This is a genomic window from Nonomuraea sp. NPDC049714 (assembly GCF_044465295.1).
Taxonomy (GTDB): Bacteria; Actinomycetota; Actinomycetes; order Streptosporangiales; family Streptosporangiaceae; genus Nonomuraea.
This window is the reverse complement of sequence record NZ_JBITLM010000013.1, coordinates 247,485-265,432: the sequence shown is the minus strand read 5'-3', so window position 1 is coordinate 265,432 and position 17,948 is coordinate 247,485. Positions and strand designations below refer to the sequence as shown.

The 17,948-nt window shown below is 68.6% G+C and carries 21 protein-coding genes, 1 tRNA gene and 1 pseudogene; 8 read left to right on the top strand and 15 right to left on the bottom strand.

Annotation, left to right across the window (positions count from 1 at the left end; translation table 11 throughout):
- Positions 1-145 precede the first annotated feature (145 nt).
- Both ACIBQX_RS39880 and ACIBQX_RS39875 read left to right on the top strand, forming a co-directional pair.
- On the top strand, positions 146-565 hold the full coding sequence (locus ACIBQX_RS39880; RefSeq protein ID WP_397013943.1) for a peptidase inhibitor family I36 protein: 420 nt from the start codon (positions 146-148) through the stop codon (positions 563-565).
- Entirely contained in the window at positions 556-1,464 is a 909-nt protein-coding gene (locus ACIBQX_RS39875) for a hypothetical protein (RefSeq protein WP_397013941.1), read from the top strand. Before ACIBQX_RS39880 ends, ACIBQX_RS39875 begins: the two co-directional genes overlap by 10 nt.
- Here ACIBQX_RS39875 and ACIBQX_RS39870 read toward each other — a convergent pair.
- The 5 genes from ACIBQX_RS39870 to ACIBQX_RS39850 form a co-directional block, all read right to left on the bottom strand.
- Entirely contained in the window at positions 1,454-1,978 is a 525-nt protein-coding gene (locus ACIBQX_RS39870; RefSeq protein WP_397013939.1) for a DUF305 domain-containing protein, read from the bottom strand. The two genes, ACIBQX_RS39875 and ACIBQX_RS39870, sit on opposite strands and share 11 nt — an antisense overlap.
- Before the next feature lie 43 nt (positions 1,979-2,021).
- The gene (locus ACIBQX_RS39865) at positions 2,022-2,759 is read right to left on the bottom strand and encodes a hypothetical protein (protein ID WP_397013937.1); all 738 of its coding nucleotides are present in this window, start codon (positions 2,757-2,759) and stop codon (positions 2,022-2,024) included.
- 61 nt (positions 2,760-2,820) lie between these two features.
- Positions 2,821-2,964, bottom strand: a complete 144-nt coding sequence (locus ACIBQX_RS39860; protein WP_397013935.1) for a DUF6203 family protein — start codon at positions 2,962-2,964, stop codon at positions 2,821-2,823.
- A 34-nt stretch (positions 2,965-2,998) separates the two neighbouring features.
- Complete coding sequence (locus tag ACIBQX_RS39855) at positions 2,999-3,574, bottom strand: dihydrofolate reductase family protein (protein WP_397013933.1); 576 nt, start codon at positions 3,572-3,574, stop codon at positions 2,999-3,001.
- Positions 3,575-3,700: 126 nt separating this feature from the next.
- Positions 3,701-4,489, bottom strand: coding sequence for a hypothetical protein (locus ACIBQX_RS39850; protein WP_397013931.1), 789 nt, complete (start codon positions 4,487-4,489; stop codon positions 3,701-3,703).
- Between the two features lie 279 nt (positions 4,490-4,768).
- On the opposite strand from ACIBQX_RS39850, the gene ACIBQX_RS39845 reads away from it, so the two are divergent.
- The 4 genes from ACIBQX_RS39845 (at position 4,769) to ACIBQX_RS39830 (ending at position 8,271) form a co-directional block, all read left to right on the top strand.
- Entirely contained in the window at positions 4,769-5,770 is a 1,002-nt protein-coding gene (locus ACIBQX_RS39845; RefSeq protein WP_397013929.1) for an AraC family transcriptional regulator, read from the top strand.
- Between the two features lie 387 nt (positions 5,771-6,157).
- On the top strand, positions 6,158-6,652 hold the full coding sequence (locus ACIBQX_RS39840; protein ID WP_397013927.1) for a hypothetical protein: 495 nt from the start codon (positions 6,158-6,160) through the stop codon (positions 6,650-6,652).
- A 656-nt stretch (positions 6,653-7,308) separates the two neighbouring features.
- Positions 7,309-7,677 carry a hypothetical protein gene (locus ACIBQX_RS39835; protein ID WP_397013925.1) on the top strand — a complete coding sequence of 123 codons (369 nt, stop codon included), beginning with the start codon at positions 7,309-7,311 and terminating at the stop codon, positions 7,675-7,677.
- A gap of 171 nt (positions 7,678-7,848) precedes the next feature.
- Positions 7,849-8,271, top strand: coding sequence for a hypothetical protein (locus tag ACIBQX_RS39830; RefSeq protein ID WP_397013923.1), 423 nt, complete (start codon positions 7,849-7,851; stop codon positions 8,269-8,271).
- An 11-nt stretch (positions 8,272-8,282) separates the two neighbouring features.
- On the opposite strand, the pseudogene ACIBQX_RS39825 reads toward ACIBQX_RS39830, so the two are convergent.
- Positions 8,283-8,634: pseudogene (locus tag ACIBQX_RS39825) on the bottom strand (hypothetical protein); the annotation flags it as partial.
- Between ACIBQX_RS39825 and ACIBQX_RS39820 the strand changes: the two are divergent.
- Both ACIBQX_RS39820 and ACIBQX_RS39815 read left to right on the top strand, forming a co-directional pair.
- Positions 8,534-8,740 (top strand): hypothetical protein, encoded by a 207-nt coding sequence (locus ACIBQX_RS39820; protein WP_397014106.1) that lies wholly within the window; start codon positions 8,534-8,536, stop codon positions 8,738-8,740. The pseudogene ACIBQX_RS39825 and the gene ACIBQX_RS39820 overlap by 101 nt on opposite strands.
- 17 nt (positions 8,741-8,757) lie before the next feature.
- Positions 8,758-9,090, top strand: a complete 333-nt coding sequence (locus tag ACIBQX_RS39815; RefSeq protein ID WP_397013921.1) for a tyrosine-type recombinase/integrase — start codon at positions 8,758-8,760, stop codon at positions 9,088-9,090.
- A gap of 57 nt (positions 9,091-9,147) precedes the next feature.
- Here ACIBQX_RS39815 and ACIBQX_RS39810 read toward each other — a convergent pair.
- The 9 genes from ACIBQX_RS39810 to ACIBQX_RS39770 form a co-directional block, all read right to left on the bottom strand.
- A tRNA-Thr gene (locus ACIBQX_RS39810) sits at positions 9,148-9,224 on the bottom strand.
- Positions 9,225-9,314: 90 nt separating this feature from the next.
- A complete protein-coding gene (locus ACIBQX_RS39805; protein ID WP_397013919.1) occupies positions 9,315-10,007 on the bottom strand; it encodes a maleylpyruvate isomerase family mycothiol-dependent enzyme in 693 nt (230 codons plus the stop codon).
- A gap of 74 nt (positions 10,008-10,081) precedes the next feature.
- Positions 10,082-10,918, bottom strand: a complete 837-nt coding sequence (locus ACIBQX_RS39800) for a stage 0 sporulation family protein (protein WP_397014096.1) — start codon at positions 10,916-10,918, stop codon at positions 10,082-10,084.
- 115 nt (positions 10,919-11,033) lie between these two features.
- Positions 11,034-12,098, bottom strand: coding sequence for a permease-like cell division protein FtsX (locus tag ACIBQX_RS39795; RefSeq protein ID WP_397013917.1), 1,065 nt, complete (start codon positions 12,096-12,098; stop codon positions 11,034-11,036).
- The gene (locus ACIBQX_RS39790) at positions 12,095-12,586 is read right to left on the bottom strand and encodes a SigE family RNA polymerase sigma factor (protein WP_397013915.1); all 492 of its coding nucleotides are present in this window, start codon (positions 12,584-12,586) and stop codon (positions 12,095-12,097) included. The genes ACIBQX_RS39795 and ACIBQX_RS39790 overlap by 4 nt, the downstream gene beginning before the upstream one ends.
- Positions 12,587-12,700: 114 nt before the next feature.
- Complete coding sequence (locus ACIBQX_RS39785) at positions 12,701-13,882, bottom strand: DNA polymerase III subunit delta' (RefSeq protein WP_397013913.1); 1,182 nt, start codon at positions 13,880-13,882, stop codon at positions 12,701-12,703.
- Between the two features lie 9 nt (positions 13,883-13,891).
- On the bottom strand, positions 13,892-15,928 hold the full coding sequence (gene tmk / locus ACIBQX_RS39780; RefSeq protein WP_397013911.1) for a dTMP kinase: 2,037 nt from the start codon (positions 15,926-15,928) through the stop codon (positions 13,892-13,894).
- Positions 15,929-16,089: 161 nt separating this feature from the next.
- Positions 16,090-16,632, bottom strand: a complete 543-nt coding sequence (locus ACIBQX_RS39775; RefSeq protein WP_397013909.1) for a helix-turn-helix domain-containing protein — start codon at positions 16,630-16,632, stop codon at positions 16,090-16,092.
- A 67-nt stretch (positions 16,633-16,699) separates the two neighbouring features.
- Positions 16,700-17,911 carry a metallophosphoesterase gene (locus ACIBQX_RS39770; protein WP_397013907.1) on the bottom strand — a complete coding sequence of 404 codons (1,212 nt, stop codon included), beginning with the start codon at positions 17,909-17,911 and terminating at the stop codon, positions 16,700-16,702.
- Positions 17,912-17,948: the final 37 nt, after the last annotated feature.

Below are 17,948 nucleotides of genomic sequence, written 5' to 3'. Positions count from 1 at the left end.
TTGCGTCAATGAGATGACCATTGCGCTTTACGCCGTCCAAGCTCGGCGGGCCTTTACCCACGCACGCGCGTCATGACCTTCCGCATGCGAATGACCACGCTAAGTTACGGGTGTTCTCACAACTCATCGATCAAGGAGATCCCCTGTGAGGCTGTCCACCCGAGTCGCCGGCGCCATCGCGGCGGCGGCGCTGTTCACCCTGGTCGCCCCGGTCCCGACCGCGACCGCCAGCCCTCGTTCCACCTGCTACGGCGGCCGCGTCTGCCTGTACGCCGGCTTCGACTACAACCGCGGTCAGACCGACCACTGGCGTGACTTCGTGCACGACGACTCCAACCTGGACGATGACAACTGGCTCAGGTGGGACTACAGCAACTCCTGGCACAGCATGAACAACGAGTCCAGCTCGGTCAGGAACCGCGTCGGCTGCCCGATCACACTGTGGCAGCACGCCTACTTCACCGGCGCGCACAGCACCTTCCTGAACGACTCCAACGACGGCTTCCTGGCCAACAACGCCGTCGGCAACAACCGCACCAGCTCCATCGACATCTGGTGCCGCTGACCCGAAGCAGCGCCGGTTTCCGGGCCTCACCGGAAACCGGCCGCCACGCCGGACCGCCGCTCGTGCTCGGCGCCCTCCTCGTGGCGGTCACGGCCTGCACGCAGCCACAACAGGCGCCCGAGCCCACCACCGGCATCAGCGGCGTGGCGGATCTGAAGCTGCCGTTCGACGCCTACAAGCCCACGCCCGCCCAGCGGGCGCTCCTGGGCAACGCGCACAACCTGGTGGTCGTACGGTGCATGCGCCGGCACGGCGTCACCGTGCATCCCCCGGGCACGAACCAGCAGGCCATCGCCGCCGCCGACCCGGGCAACACGCGCCGCTACGGCGTGGTGGACCCGGAGCAGGCGGCGCGCTTCGGCTACCACCTGGCCCGCCCGGCGTCGCCGCCCGAGGCGTCGCAGTGGGCGGCCGACCTGCGCCAGACCGCCCGCCGGCACCTGTACGGCAAGCAGGGCAGGCCGGGGTGCCTAAACCGGGCGCCGGACGTGCTGTCCCGCAGCGCCCCGGAGGCCGACTGGCAGTGGCTGGCGATGCAGGACGCGCGCACCCTGGAGCGGGCCGCCAAGCGGGCGGTGGTACGGCGAGCCGTCGGCAAGTGGGCGGCGTGCATGAAGGCCGCAGGCCACTCCTACCCCTCGCCGGAGGCGGCCATCGCCGACCCCCGCTGGAACCTGGAGGGCGCCGAGATCACCACCGAGGAGAAGCGGGTCGCGGTGGCGGACACCTCGTGCAAGTGGTCGTCCGGCCTGGTGGCCACCTGGTTCACCGCAGATGCCGAGTTGCAGCGCAGGATCGTGCTCAAGCACTCCGACCGCTTCGCCGACCTGCGCGACAACCTGGGGAAGCGGCTCGACCGGGCCACCGCCATGCTGGAGCGCCAGGGGCTCACCGGCTGAGCAGGTCCCGCATCTGCGCGATCTGCGCCCGGCGCGACTCCTGCACCTTCGCGGCCCACTGGGTCACGGCCGGTGCGACCCCGTCGCGCACCTCCTCCGCCGCCATCTGGACGGCGCCGTCCTGATGCGTGATCAGCAGGGTCAGCAGGTCGGACTCCAGGGTCTCGGACCTCTTGAGCTCGGCGATGCGCTTCTGGTCGATCTCCGGCAGCCCGCCGTGATGATCGTGCGCGCCGTCCGCCGGGGTGAGCGGTTGCTGCCAGGAGTGCAGCCAGCGCAGCATCATCTCGACCTCGCTCTGCTGGGTGCTCACGATGGCCGCCGACAAGGTCTTGAGCTCGGGGGTGGTCGCCTTGGCCGCGCCCACCTCGGCGATCTCGATGCCCTGCCGGTGGTGCTGCACCATCATCTGCACGAACCTGACGTCGGCGACGTTGACCGGTGGACCGCCTGTCCCGCCCGACCCGCAGGCGACCATGAGTAAGAGTCCGAGCGCCGCTAAGACGTACCTCATGGCTCGTCAGCGTGACACGCGGGTGTCCGATCCGTCGAGGGCCTCACGCGACCTTGGACGAGGGCGCCTTCCAGGTGTTGCACACGCTCGGCCCTCCCGCCTGATAGCCCTTCTTGGACCAGCTGAGGCGGTTGGCGAGCTTGCCCTCGCCCTTGAGCTTGTCGAACTCGGGCGGGTCCGTGTCCTCGAAGACGGACTTCCAGTTCTTGACGGTCAGTCCGAGGCTCTTGTAGGAGGCGGCGGTCAGGCAGTCGGCCTGAAGCTGGAGCCGGCGGAGCTGCTCGTCGATCTCGGGCTGCTCGCCTCCGTTCGGCAGTGCCTGCCAGGCCTCGCCGATGCCGGTCTGGACCTGCACGATTCCGCTCCACGCGTCCGTGACGGCGGCGAACACCTCCGAGTCGTCCTTGGCCTTGATCCAATCGGCGGCCAACCGTACCCGGATGAAGTGCAAGCACTGCTGGGCGAATGATCCTTCGACCTCCCTGCGCCCGTTGCAGGTGTACTTCTCATCCCTGTCCGCGAACCCCACCTGCACAGGCTGGAAGTCGGGGATCGACGACTTCCAGGTCTTGCTCATGCAGGCGACGAGGTCGGTGACGTACTTGGTCGTCGAGGCCCTGGTCGTGCCCTTGACCAGCTTGCACGTGGTCTTGGGGAGCTTGCCCTTCTTGTAGAGCTCGTTGTGGGTCAGCTCGGCGGCGCCCTTGACGGGGTAGGCGTGCGCCGTACCGGAGACAAGCATCAGGCCGGCGGCGGCCACCGCGCATACGCGAAGGATCATGGCGCCGAACATAGGGGGAAGGGCGCCGGATTGTCAGTGATTTATTCGGAAATTTCGTGATTTACCGGTGTCCGGCACTTTCAGGTTGCGCGCCCTGCATGCGCTGTCTGCGCCGCCGGCGCAGCCAGGCCAGTCCCAGAACCGCCAGCCCGATCGGCGTACGCGCCAGCCGGCGTGCCACCAGGAACTTGAAGAGTGTCTTCATGACCGGACCCTGCCCCCCAGCGCGGCGAGCATGCTCACCCGGACATCGCCCCGGCCTCCGGCGCCGCGCCGTCCACCACGCGCATCCACAGGCCCGTGGCCGGCGCCGCCTGACTCACCCGGAGCCGTTCGAGCCTGACGTTGGTCCCGCCCGGGTGGTCGAACAGCCGCACGCCGTCGCCGAGCATGACCGGCGCGATGAACACCAGCACCTCGTCGAGCACACCCGCTTCCAGGCACTGCCGGGCCACGCTCGCGCCCAGGACGTTGACGTACTTGTCCCCCGCCGCCGCCTTGGCCGCGGCCACGGCGCTGTCGAGGTCGCCGACGAAGGTGACGCCCGGCACGGACGCGCGCGGCACGCGGTGGGTGAGCACGAACTGCGGCCCCGCCCACCCGCCGCCGAACGCCTCCCCTTCCTGCTCGGTGCCCTTGTACGGATCGTCGCCGCCGAAGGTCGTGCGCCCGACGAGCAACGCCCCGACCTGGCCGATGATCTCGTCCACCAGCGGATCGGGCCCCAGATGGTCGGCCAGCCAGGACATGTCACCGCCGGGACCGGCGATGAAGCCGTCCAGCGACATGGTGACCGAATACAGCATCTTGGCCATGGACCCTCCCTGCGGATCGACGGGTTCGCACCCGTTGAGACCGGGAACCGTACCCGAACTCATCGGTCCCACGGATCAGGACGTGTCAGGCCCCTCGCGACCGCTGTCGCGAGGGGCCTTCGGAGGCTACGGACGGCTGACCGACTCGCAGCTCACCGGAGCGTCCGCCGGGTCGGCGGTCGCGCTGTCGCCGGACCCGTTGCCGCAGTCGATCAGGGTGTCCTTGGTGCCCTGGATGTCATCGGCGTCGATGATGTCGTCTCCCCCTCGGCCGTTGAGGGTGTCGGCGCCCTCGCCACCGATCAGCCTGTCGAAGACATCGCTCCCGGTCAGGGTGTCGGCCCTGACGGTGCCTTCGATGGTCTCCACGTCCCGGGTGACGTCGTCGTCGTCGATCGACCGGCCGTCCGGCCGTGAGCTGTCGTCCTTGGTCACGGTCACGGCCGAGCCGCTGGAGCCGTAGTCGACCTTGTCGGTCCCGGATCCGCCCTTGTAGACGAAGCTCGTCCCGTCGAAGCCGAGCCCGGCCTGGAAGGTGTCGCCGCCGCTGCCGCCGTCGATCGTTCCCCCGATCCCCACCCGCGACAGGAACCGGTCGTCGCCACCGCCCAGGGTGGCGTTGACCTTCTCGACACCGCTGCCGCAGTTCACCTCGTTGCCGGAAACCTGCTGACAGCCGGACCCCGTCGCTGCCACGACCTGCCCGAACACGTGCAGCCGGCCGCTGACGGACTGGAGCGTGATGGTGTCGTCCCTGGCGATGGAGCCCGCCGTGATGGTCACGGTCCCGCCCGCCCTGCTCACCGTCGGCTCACCGGCGGCGGCCTGGCTCACCCCCGGCGCCACGGCCAGCAGACCGGCGGCCAGACCGCCGAGCACGGACAGCCGGACCGCGCCACGCTTGAACTCGTTCATGGTCATTACCCCGTATGGATCTTGGCGGGCTCTCCGAATGAGCACCGCTCGCGTTCGACCCAACGATGAACCAGAACATTATTCTCTTCTGCGCACAAGTCCATGTATCAAAAGCCACCGAACACGTAAAAGTACGCATTCCCGGACCGCCCGGCGCCTCACCAACGGCCTTGCCGAGGAGCAGGCACCGCCCCTGTACCAACTCCGCCACCGTTTCACCTGCGGATGCGTATGTTAGCGTTTTAGATTGAACAGTTGACCTAGTGTCATGGCGGCAGCATGGCGAACTCGGATGCCACGGCAGTTCCATCACTGCCCTGGAGGTTCAGCACTCGCACCCTCGACCCCGACGAGGCCAGCGAGCAGGGCACCCAGACGTACTATCCACTTCGCATGAATATTCTTCGCGGAGCCGAACAGTTCAAGATGTCGATCGACGCCATGCAGCTCGGGCCGATCCTCGTCGGAGACTGTCGGTTCGACGCGGACATCAAGATGGACTTCGCCGAGCTTCGCAAGTTCTATCACCTCAACATTCCGCTGTCGGGCTACCTGCACTCCAAGAATTTAGGGAATGAGATCACGGCAACCCCGGAACGTGCTGTGTTGTACGGGCCGACCGGGGATGTGCAGCTGAGCCGATGGAGCGCGCGTAGCCGTATCCTGTGCATCAAGATCAGGCGCGAGGCGCTGGAGGCGGAACTGGAGCGCCTCCTGCAAAGGCCCATTCGCGCACCGATCGATTTCGCCCCCTCGATGGACCTTACCCATGGCTATGGGCGCATTCTGCGGGACCTGGCCTGCATGCTCGTCGGGCAGATCGGGCGCGAGGAGCCCCTGACGAGGCAGGAGATCATCGGCGCGCCCCTCTGGCACAGCATGCTCACCCATCTGCTGGCATCGGCGGATCACCGCTACCAGGAGGAACTGCTCAGCCCCGCGCCGCCCTGCCGGCCTCCGGCGCTCAAGCGAGCCATCGAAGCGATGCGGGCATCACCGGAGACCCCGTTCTCCGCGGCGGAGCTCGCCGAAATCGCAGGTGTCAGTATCCGCACCCTCCAAGCGGCATTCCAGACCCACCTGAACCTGGCGCCGATGGCTTACCTGCGGGACTTGCGCCTGGAGCGGGTACACGCGGAGCTTGCCGCATCAGACCCGTCCTGCACCAGCGTTACCGAAGTAGCGTATCGGTGGGGCTTTACACATTTGGGGCGATTTGCCATCGCTTACAGCAAGAAGTACGGAGTTCGCCCTTTCGCGACTCTGCGGGCAGGCAGATAACTCGCCGCAGGACGGCCGCCATGCACCGCCCGGCGGCGTCGGCGAGGAGTGCACACCGGAACGGATGTACCACCGCCGCGTTCCGCTCTCTCTACTGCTTGCGCAAATCGGCCGGCTGCTGCGCAAACGGGATCGCGGGCGGCAGTATGCCGACTTTATTGTTCGTGATGAACGACCTGGATCGAGCCGTCGGACAAAAAGGACCCAAAAAGAGGCTATATGACCGGGACCAGATCATCGGTTGGCGCCCCGGGGCGGACCATCCGATTGATGCGACGTCTAAGGACGTGGGCCGGATTCGATCGGGCTACGCCCCACCCACCGCGGCCGCCCGCTGGGCGCTCCCCCGGAGAGGGCGCGGGGCAACATCAGGAGCCCGGCAGGTTCTTGACGGTGAACATGGCGGTAATCCTTTTGTGCACCATCATCAGCACCGGTTCCGCCATCTGGTCAGCCAATGAGGCCCGCATGGCCAACGAACGGGAAGACAAGAACCTCAGCACCGCGGCCATCGCCCAACCGACGACCGAAAACGGCGGTTGTGCCTCAGTAGAGAAAGGCAAGGCGTTCACCCTGTCGGGAACCGCGAAGATGGCTCACGGTTCGGTCCTTTGGGAGATCACCCAGCCTCCCGACAACAGTATGTACATCGGTTCGGTGGCGAACCCTCAGAGCCCGAACGGCAACTGGACCATCACCATCCCGTCCATTGGCGCTGACGAAGACGCCGGCGCGATATTCCAGATCCTCGTGGTCAGCGCGACGCCCAACGCCGCGAAGGCACTCCGCGACGCCACGACGGCCAAACCCTATAAGGCCATCAAGAAGATTCCCGATGGCGTTGACATCCTCGACCAGATGTGCGTTCAGCGAGCGAACTGACGGCCCACTTGAACCTGTTCTGCATCCAGACCCTTCCGGCCGTCGGGTGACGAGCTCGCCGCCCTGATCGTGCAGCAGCCACGGGCCATCGCCGAACAGCTACAGCGAAGAATGAGCGCCTCCCGGCTCTGGTGACCGAGCTGGACCGCCGCCCGAACGGGCGTATCCGGAGATTCCCCGCAGCCGCCGTCAGCGGATGCCCCCATCCGGCCGGAGAAGCCGGCACCTTGACCTGCCATGTGCGGCGCCTTCGCGCGTGCTCATGCGGCAAACTCAAAGGCCCTCTGTGATCATCACAGAGGGGCCTTCCGCCTGGAGCCGCCTTCGGGATTCGAACCCGAGACCCTTTCATTACGAGGCCCGCTGCGGGACTACCGGCGAGGAAGCCGGCGCATCTGGCCGCTGATCGTCGTCACCCCCCAACTCCTTCAGCATCACGCAAAGACAGGGGTTCCGCCCGAAGTCATCTCTCGATGCCGGGTGACCAGGCGTATTCCCGGCGTATTCCACGCTGCTGCCGGCGCGTGCAACGATCACTCCGGTGAACCTCGGGCCGCCGGGATCGCTCATGTCAGAAGCCTCGTCGGAGGCCGTATTCCATCCCCTGGCACCAGGCGCTCCGGCGGGCTGATCTCCGTCCGAGAGAAGGAAGAACGATGAACCCGCTCAAAACGGTCACCGTCGGCGTCGCTGTCGCGGTGGCGAGCGTCATTCTCGCGCAACCGGCCTTGGCGGCGAGTTTTCAACGGGACGTCGGCGACGGGATCGTCCGCTACGCCGACCCCACGAACGAGCTGTGCGTCCGGGCCGATGACACCACCGGGACAGCCTGGGTGGAGGTGACCCTGACCCGCCCGGGTGTGATCGGAAAGCCCATCGTCATCAGAGACGACAACATCCGCCACCCCGGCGCCACCTGCGCGGTGCTCCCCGCCTTCGACAACGTCACCTACCGGGCCGATTACGAGAGCTACTGGAGCGGGCGCGACACCGTCCTGCGCGGGACGTTCACCTTCCAGGCCTGACGCTCACGCAGGGCCCCCGCACCATCGATCGCCGCTCTTCGTCGCGATCCGCCACGAGGCGATACCTCGCACCTCTCCCCCCGCCGGCCACGCGGGAGCGCTGAAGCGCACGCCCCAAGGCCAACCGAACCAACCGAGACATCTCTTGCTGGAGGACTGTTGAAGACACGCATGCTGGGCGCCGCGCTGGGCATCGCAGTATTGAGCGGGCTGCTGGTGCCAAGCCCGGCGCAGGCGACAGACGGAGCGGCCTCCGCCAGCGTGCCCCCCTACCGCGACCTCGGTGGCGGGTCCGTCCGGGCGACCATCGACTTCACCAGCCGGACGAGGGTCGTCGTTCGGAACTTCACGGTGCGCGACATCTGTCCCGGCGACAACGCTCCGGTGAGTGCCCGGTTTGTCTGGGTTCACACCGACGGAACGGACGGGACCAGCGCCTGGAGGTCGGACACCAACGGCTGCGGCGACCACGGCACCAACTTCGGAAACCTCACCCGCACCGGCCGCAAGCCCATAAGGAAGGTCTACCTGCATGTGCGGGCCAGGGAAGGTTCTTTCGACTTCAGCGCGGACCAATACAACCAGTACAACTGAGCCGCTGAGTCTTAGGCTTTCAGCTGGTCGGCGTACCAGGACTTGATGACGTTGCCGATGATGGTCAGGCGTTCGTCGAAGGGGATGAAGGCGGACTTCATCGCGTTGATGGCGAACTAGCGGAAGTCGGGCAGGCCGTAGCCGAAGGCGTCGGCGGGCAGGGCGAGTTCGCGGGTCATCGAGGTGCCGCTCATCAGGCGATTGCAGGTACTCGAAGGCGTCCAGGTGCCGGGTGGGCGGGTAGCCCGCCTCGGCGCCGGCGATGTCGAAGCCGACCACCCCGGCGTCGCGGTCGGAGATCGCCGGGGTGGCGATCTCCATCGACCGGACCCGGCGCCGTAACGCGGTCAGCTGCGACGTCCTGTGCGCCATGCTCCGCACCAACACCCCCTACCAACCACCCACGCTCCGCGGCTTGACCAACCCCATAGGGGCACCCCCGGACACCTCCACTCAACCGCCGACGTAGTGGAAGCCTGGCTTCGGGTGCATGAGGACAAGCAAACAGCGGGCAAGCGGTGGGAGGAACACGGGCTCGTGTTCGCCTCCACCGTGGGCACGCCCCTCGACTCCCACAACGTGCGGCGCGCCTTCCGTGCAGTCATCGCCAAGACTGACCTCGACCCCGACGAATGGACGCCCCGAGAGCTGCGACACAGCTTCGTGTCCCTGCTCTCAGACCAAGGCATCCCGCTGGAGGAGATCTCCCGGCTGGTCGGCCACAGCAGCACGGCGGTGACCGGACTGGTCTACCGCGAGCAGATCCGTCCCGTCCTACAGGATGGTGCGGTGGCCATGGATCGGATCTTCAAGGCGTGAGATCGGGAAGCTTAGACACTCAGAAGCCCCTCAAGATCCCTTGAGGGGCTTCTGACCTGGAGCCGCCTTCGGGATTCGAACCCGAGACCCCTTCATTACGAGTGAAGTGCTCTGGCCGACTGAGCTAAGGCGGCATGCCGTACGGCTTGGAAGAGTCTACAGGAGCCCGAGGGGTCCTCGCTCCCCCGAGCAGCCGACGTTTTCCGCCATCCGGCGGGCCCAGCTCAGGGCGTCAGCGGCCCCGCCAGCACCGACCGGCCCGCCGCCTCGTCCCCTGCCCAGGTGATCGCGGGGTGGCTGTCCGGGAGCCGGTTCCAGAGCATCAGCAGCAGGTTCTCCGCCGTCGCGGCGATCTCCGCGACCGGGTCGCCCGGACCGTACGTCCAGGACGTGCCGGTGTCGGTGGCCAGAAGGCGGAGCGCGTGCGGGGGCGAGGTGGCCCGGCCGCGGGCTATCTGGCGCGGAGCCATCGTGTCCAGCACTTCGGCGACCCCCTCGCCGGCCAGCTCAGGGTCGAGCGGCCGGGCCGTGCCGAGCGCGTGCTCGGCGTCCCAGCGGTGCACCAGCGTCTCCAGGCAGCGCCGCCGCTGCCAGAAGCCGACCGTGTGCGGCGGGTGGAACGTCCAGGCTCCGGTGGCCGGGTCCGTGTCCAGCGCCTCCAGCAAGGTCCTGAACGTCCCCTCGAACCATCGCCCCAACTCGGCGGCGTCCCTCGGCGCCGGCGGGGCTTTGTAGCCGCCCTGCCTCTCCTCCACGGCTGCCGCTGCCCACAGATTCTCGCGGCCCAGGTGGTCCGCCAGGTCGTGCAGGGTCCAATCGCCGCAGTGCTGGATCGGGGTCGACAGGTCGGCATAGAGGCAGTCGCGGAAGGCCTCGAGCTCCCGGCGAAGCCCTCGGAGGAGGTCGGTGGCGCGCACGGTGCGACCCTAGCGAAGGCGTGCCCCGGCCCGGGCCAGGGCCCCGAAAGGCCCGGCCCGGGAGGATCCCGCTCCTACGCCTGGTCTGTGGGCTCGTTGCCGTAAGCGGCGTCGTGGGCCTTGCGGGGGCCGCAGACGCTGGCCTTGGAGCAGGAGCAGCGGCGGCCGCCGTCGTTGAGGCGGACGACGACCGAGTCCGAGGGGACGTTGTGGCCCACCACCGTGCCCTCCCCCTGTGGGGTGTCCACGGTGACGCCCACGCGGGGAGCCGTGGCCCGGAACTCCTGATAAAGGGGATGCTCGTACTTCAGGCAGCACATCAGCCGCCCGCACGCGCCGGCGATGCGCAGCGGGTTGACCGGCAGGTCCTGGTCCTTGGCCATGCGGACCGAGACGGGCTCGAAGTCCTTGAGGAACGTGGCGCAGCACAGGTCACGGCCGCACGGGCCGATGCCACCCTGCAGGCGCGCCTCGTCCCGCGGCCCGATCTGTCGCAGCTCCACCCTGGCCCGCAGGTTACGGGCCAGGTCGCGGACCAGGGCACGGAAGTCGACCCGGTGCGGGGCCGAGAAGTAGACCGTGTAGACGTTGTCCTTGTCCAGATAGTCGACGCCCACCACCTTCATCGGCAGCGTGTGCCGTTTGATCAGTCGTTTCGACACGCTGCGCGCCTCGGCTCTGCGGCGCTTGTTGGTCTCGTCGCGGGACAGGTGCTCCTCGCCCGCGACGCCCGCGCACACCGGCAGCCCGTCGATGTCCTCGCTCGTATATTGCGGCGCCCACACGCACTCTGCCACCTCGGGTCCTGAGTCGGTCGGGACCAGCACCTTGTCGCCCACGCTGGGGCTGTGCCCGCCCGGATCGAGGTAGTAGAGGCGTCCGTAGCGTGTGAAGCTCACGGCCATGATCATTCCCATGGACTCGCGCTCGCCTCCTGACGGCCTCGGGGGTTCTTACGGCCTTCGCTGCCACATTACGTGTCCAGGACGCTGACAGTGAGGGTGCGGGCGCCGGATGCCGGCAGGATCAATCGCGGCCTGAGCACACCGTGCTCTTAGGCAGGATCAGCCCATAACGCGCGATCAGCAGACTCGTGTCGGCCGCACAAGCCCCGTCGACGACCGTCGCGACGCCCGACTGCCGCTTCAGCTTGTCGATCGTCATGTTCCGATCGACCTCTGGCTTCATCGTCAACACGAACGATTCGGGCATGTCCGTCACTTTCACTTTGGCCTTGATGGGTGACTCGCTCTTGAGCGACCTCTGGAAGTCTTCATATGCCGCCGCCTGGTCCACGAACGTGAACGACTCGACGTCGGGTCGCGACTCGATCAGCCGGCGAAGGGCGTTCTTCTCCGCATTCGTCACCGCTTTGCCTTCCTTCTTGACCCCCTTGAAAGTGCCTTCTCCATCAAGAACCTGCTCGGCACCACACGAGACCTGAGTGGCCCCCTTGCCACACAGGAAGGCCCTGACCACGGATCTCGTCGTCTCCACCCTGTCGGCGGCCATGCCAGAAGGCAGATCCACGACATTCTGGATCCCCGGCACTCCCCGCAACGCCAGCGACACCTGCTTCGGGTCGGCCCCCTCCCTGATCGTCAACCTGAACGATGCCGGCAGGTCAACGGCCCCGACACTGTCCATCAGCGCCTTGTTGTGGACGAAATCCCGCCGGAAGCTCTCGTAGGCGCGAACCTGGTCGACGAAGACCACCGCTTCGACTTCCGGCAATTGCCGCACCAAGGCGTCGACCGCCTTCGTCTCTGCGGCGGTAACGTCACGCCCCTGGCACAGGCGCTCCTTCGGCACCGCCTTCGAGCACAGGAAGACGGCCGCCTCCCCCTTGCCCTTCTGGCGGTCCGGCTCCGGATTCACCGCCACGGCATGGTCCACATCCCCCGGACCACCCATTCCCACCGCGCCCGCGACCCCCACGAGCACGACGACGGCCGCCACGGCTACCAGCCGGAGATCCACTCGGAACCGGGACCGCTGACTCCCGTGCAGCGGCCGTAGGGTGCTGGTGTCGACGGTCGCCCCGGCCTCAGCGAGAGCCTGGCGCAACCGGTCCTCCATCGGACTGTTCATGAATCCTCCCCAAGTGCCCGGCGGAGGGCGGTCAGCCCTCGCGCGATCGTGGACCTGACCGTGCTCGCACTGATCCGCATCGTCTCGGCGATCTCCTGGTCGGCGAGACCGAGGTAGTAGCGCAGCGTCAGCGCCTCGCGCTGCCTGCGCGGCAGCTTCCGCAGCGCCACGAGCAGCTCGCGGCGCTCCTCCGTCGCCATCGCGGCGCTCTCCGCCGACCAGACAGGCGGGTCGTACGGCACCGCCCGCCGGAACACCGTGGCCCGTCGCCGCAGCACCGACCGGCACCCGTTGAGCACGGCCGAGCGCACGTAGACCAGTGCCCTGCCGGGATCTCGCAGCCTGCCCCGCCCCGCGTGCGTGCGGGCGAACGCCTCCTGCACGACGTCCTCGGCCGTCGCCTGATCGCCCACCATGATCAGTGCGAGTCTCACGAGCCCGACATGATGCTCGGCGAAGATCACCGAGACGTCCACCTGCTCGCGCATCAGCGCCTTCCCTCGGGAAAGCAATTCGACTTCCACATCACAGAGACGCCTTACGGCCCCATCTGCTGCTTCAGTCACCGCACTATCTTGGGTGCGGCCCGTTCGGGCAGGCTGCTAGGAATTCCGCACACGTAGCGACAGCATCATGGACTCGACCGCGATCTGCGGGTTCACGTTCAGGTCGAGGCGCTCGCGGCACCGCATGATCGCGTCGATGCGCCGCAGCGTCTCCTCCGGGGTGGAGGCCTTGGCCAGCTGGTCGATCTCGTACCGGATGTCGTCGTTGGCCAGCTCCACCCCCGCCCCGAACTGCATCGCCAGCACGTCGCGGTAGAACGAGGTCAGCTCCAGCAGCGCCGCGTCCAGCGAGTCGCGCTTGATCCTGGTGGCCCGGGATTTCTGCCGGTCCTCCAGCTCCTTCAGCGCGCCGGCGCCGCCGCGTACGAGCCCGCGGTTGAGGCCCTTGCCCGTGGAGCCCTCGCCGTAGAGCCTGCGCAGGTCGGTCGTCTCCGTCGCGTTGAGCGCGCCCGTGGAGGCGGCGGCCTCCTCCTCGGCCGTCTTGACCAGCCGCTCGGCGGCGCTGACGCATTCGCCGACGCCGGTCAGCGAGCGTGGGATGGACAGGACGGCCTCGCGCCGCAGCCGCGTCGCCTCGTCCAGCGCCAGGGCTCTGGCCCGGCCGATGTGCCCCTGGGCCGCGCGGGCGGCGAATCGGGCGGTCTCCCACGGCACGCTGTCGCGGGTGGCCAGCACGTGCGCGACCGCCTCGGTGCCGGGGGTGACCAGGGTGACCTGCCGGCAGCGGGACCTGATGGTGATCATCAGGTCGTCGGCGGCGGGCGCGCAGAGCAGCCACACCGTACGCGGCGGGGGCTCTTCGATGGCCTTGAGCAGGGCGTTCGCGGCGGATTCGGTGGCCCGGTCGGCCCCCTCGAACAGGATGACGCGCCAGCGGCCCTGGGTCGGCGCGCCCGCCGCTCTGAGGATGAGCTCGCGGGTCTGCTTGACGCTGTAGGACAAGCCGGCCGGGCGTACGGTCTCCAGGTCGGGGTGGGAGCCGATCAGCACCTGGTGGCACTGGTCGCAGTGACCGCAGCCGGCGTCGGGGCAGAGCAGAGCAGCCGCGAAGGCCCGCGCGGCCTCCTCGCGGCCGGAGCCGGGCGGTCCGGTGAACAGCCAGGCGTGCGTCATGCCGGCGCCGCGCCCGCCCCGCACGGTCTCGGCGGCGGCCGCCGCCGCTCGCGACAGTACGGTCGTCGCCTGGTCCTGGCCTACTAGGTCATCGAAGACACCCACGGCATCAGGCTAGTCGCGGATGGCGGGCATCGTGCCCGTTGCGTTCTCGGACTCCTCCGGCACCGGGTCCGGCAGGATCTCGCGGATCCGGTCCTGGATCGCGCGGGTGATCTCTCCGGTCGGCAGTGTGCCGTCCACCACCAGGTAGCGGTCGGGGGCGGCGGCGGCCAGTGCGCGGAACTCCTTGCGCACCCGCTCGTGGAAGTCCAGCGGCTCGGCCTCGATCCGGTCCACCGCCCCGCCCAGCCTGCTCAGCCCCAGCTCCGGCGGCGTGTCGATCAGCACGGTCAGGTGCGGCACCAGCCCGCCCGTCGCCCAGGCGTTGACCTTGGACACGTCCTCGGGGTCGAGCGAGCGCCCTGCCCCCTGGTAGGCCAGCGACGAGTCGACGTAGCGGTCGCAGACGACCAGGGCGCCTCGGTAGAGAGCCGGGAGGATGACCTTCTCCACGTGCTCCGCGCGGTCGGCGGCGTAGAGCAGCGCCTCGGCCCTGGCCGACAGCCCGCGCTCGGCCGCGTCGAGCAGGATGGCGCGCAGCCGCATGCCGATCTTGGTGGCCCCCGGCTCCCGGGTCTGCACGACGTCGAAGCCCTGGTCGCGCAGCCAGATGGCGATCAGCCTGGACTGGGTCGTCTTCCCGGAGCCCTCGCCGCCTTCGAACGCCACGAACAGGCCGGGCAGCGGCTCGGCCGTGTCGGCCTGGAAGCGCTTGCCGCGCACCGCCGCGATGATGTCCTCGGAGAGCGAGACGCCCTTCCTGTCGTCCATGTGACGCAGGCCGAGGATGCCGACGACGGTGGCGAGCACGCCGCCGGCCAGCAACACCATGTTGGTGCCGTTGAACTGGTAGGCCAGGTCGCCGAGCCGGAACAGGTGCTCGCCGAACAGGGCGGCGAGCGGGTTGGCCGCGGCCACGACCAGCAACAGCGTCACCCTGGCGGTGGACTGCAGGAAGGAGAACGTGCGCCCCCGCATCGAGTCCTCGACCTCGAGCCCGATGAGGGTGTAGCCGATGATCCAGGCGATGCCCGCGCAGGCCCCGAGCGCCACGGTCAGCATGACCACGATCACCAGGTTGTGGACCAGCGCGATGGCCGCCAGCACGAGCCCGGCCAGGATGAGCGACAGGCCGAACAGCCGCCGCCGCGACAGCTCGCGCAGCAGTCGGAGCCCGAAGAACATGCCCAGCGCCATGCCGACGAAGACCGCGCCGAACACGATGCCGTAGGCGGCGTCACCCCCGCCGAGCGCCACCACGTAGATCTTCGCGACGCCGACCACCGCGCCGCCCGCGGCGAACGCGCCGAGCATCCCGATGATCAGACCGCGCACCAGGCGGTTGGTGCCGACGAACCGCCAGCCCTCGACGATCTGCTTGAACACGGACGGCGTGGAGATCGCCCCGTCGCGCTTGGGGATGTCGCGCAGCGTGAAGATGAGGAAGGCCGAGACGAGGTAGGCACAGGCGTTGACGACGAGCGCCAGCGCGGTCGGGTCCATCCAGGCCAGGAACGGCACCATGTTGCGGGTGACGTCGCCGACCAGCGACAGGGCCGCGAACAGCACCGCGGCGATCGGCGCGGTGCCGTAGGTGACCATCAGGTTGAGCTGGTTGGCCGACTCGAGCTGCTCCTTGGGCACCAGGTTGGGGACGGTGGCGTCCTTGGCCGGCACCCAGAACAGGTTGACGCATTCGACGAGCAGCGTCGCGATGATGACCCATTGGTAGCTGTTGACCAACGGGATCGACAGCACCACGGCGAAGCGGGCCAGGTCGGCGGAGAACATCGTCAGCCGCCGGTCGAACCGGTCGGCGAACGCGCCCGCGAGCGGCCCCAGCAGGACGGCGGGCAGCATCTTCGCGATGAACACGCCGCCGATGGCCAGCGACTGGATGCGGTAGTCGCCCTCGGTGAGGTTTCCGGCCAGGGCGGTCAGGGCCAGGATGTTGAGCCAGTCACCCAGGCTGCACACGGACATGGCCGTCCAGAGCCGGCGGAACGGCGCGATAGCCAGCACGTGTGTTTGTCGGCCAAGGGCGGTCATGATGTCAGCGTATCCAGGTGTTCGCTGGGAGTGGGATGGCGAGCGACGAGTCGGATATACCCGGCGGCTCGTCGCTGAGGGTAGTACGTTCATGGCCCCGCGCGCAGGTGGCACAGCGCGAATGGGCCCCCGTGATGACCATCGTCGAAACCACGCTGCCGTCAGCCCCCTCTGCGCGCTTGCTCGATCAGCGGCGCCCAGGCCGTCCGGACGGCGGCGGGCAGCTCCAGCTCCTCCCAGAGCTCCACCAGCAGCACCCCGTCGACATGGTCGAGCAGCTCTCTCGGGCCGCCCTCGCGCAGCAGCGCGGAGTAGGCCTCGCGGCGCTCCCCGCGATCGGCCAGGTCGTAGATCCGCCCGCCCAGCCGCAGCGTGCCCAGCGCCTCGGCCACGGTCAGCCGCGGCAGGTGGCCGGGGACGGAGAACGGCCGGCCGTCGTCGGCGACACCGGCGGAGAACCCCGCCTTGGGCTCCAGCGCCAGCCGGAAACCGGCCGCGTCGAGGATGCGCCCGGCGGTTTCGAGGGTGGGCGACTTGCGGCCGTGCTCGTAGGCCGACAGCGTGGTGCGCGAGGTGCCGCTCACCCCCGCGAGCTCCTTCTGCCGCATCCGCGCCGCGTGCCGGGCCTGCTTGAGCAGCATCCCGCCCTGCTCCGCCCAGAACCTGACGTCGGGCACCCCGCCGACCGGGGAAGAGTCCATCATCACCTCCGAGTATCCCTTGAGATACTACGGCATCGGAGACGCTGTGTGAGCGGCGAAGTGCGTAAAGTCAGCGGAGTTCGAGCATAGTGATCTCCGGCGGCGCTCCCACCCGGATCGGCGGCCCCCAGAACCCTGCCCCCCGCGTGACGTACACCTGCACCCCGTCGACCGTGCCCAGCCCGGACACCACCGGCTGCTGCAGCGGGACCACCAGGTTGAACGGCACCATCTGGCCACCGTGCGTGTGCCCGGACAGCTGCAGGTCCACGCCGTGGCGAGCGGCCTCCACCGCCTGCACGGGCTGGTGCGCGAGCAGCACCGTCGTACGGCCCTCCGCCCGCCCGCCCAGCGCGGCGGCGAAGTCGGGCCCATCGCCCGTGGCGGTGCCGTTGACGTCGTTGACCCCGGCCAGGTCGAGCACGGCCCCCTGGTGCCGGATCTCCACCCGCTCGTTGCGCAGCGACCGGACCCCGAGCTCGCCCAGCTCCTCGATCCACTCCTCTGGACCGTTGGCCGTGTAGTACTCGTGGTTGCCCGTGACGAAGTAGGAGCCGTACCGCGACTCCAGCCCCCGCAGCGGCCTGGCCAGCGCGCCGAGGCTCTCGACCGAGCCGTCGACCAGGTCCCCGACGATCGCCACCACGTCCGCCTCGAGCCCGTTGATCATGCGGACGATCCGCTCGGTGTGCGCCCTGCCCGTGAGCGGCCCCAGGTGGATGTCGCTCACCACGGCGAAACGCAGCCCGCCGAGCCGGGAGTCCAGCCCCGGCAACGTGACCTTGACCGGCTCGATCACCGGGTCCCCGAGCGCCACCGTCACGCCGTACCCGACAGTGCCGAGCGCGCTCGCGCCCGCGACGGCGGCCGTGGCGCGGCCGAGGAACAGCCGCCTGCTCAGCAGATCGTCAACCGGCGCAGGCGCTGCCGGCCTTGAGTCGGGCGCGCCCCCGACCGAGGCCAACTCCTTCACCGCCGGCACGGGCGCCACCCGCCGCCGCATGATCAGCCCGGCCACCGCCCGCGGCACCTCCAGCAGCAGGAGGAACACGAGCAGGTAGAACATGATCCCCACCCACGCGTAACCGGGCCACGACAGCCAGGACAGCGACTCCAGGCGCATCCCGCCGAAGGTACCCAGCACCAGCAGGAACAGCCCGGCCATCGCGAACGTCAGCCCGGTGCGCACCTTCCCCGGCCGCGTAGTGGCGCGGACCAGCCGGTGCCACAGGTAGAGGTGGATCGCAACGACCACACTCACGACCACCACGAGAAAGGCCACGTCATCATGCTACGAGCAGCACAGAAGGGCCGCGCCC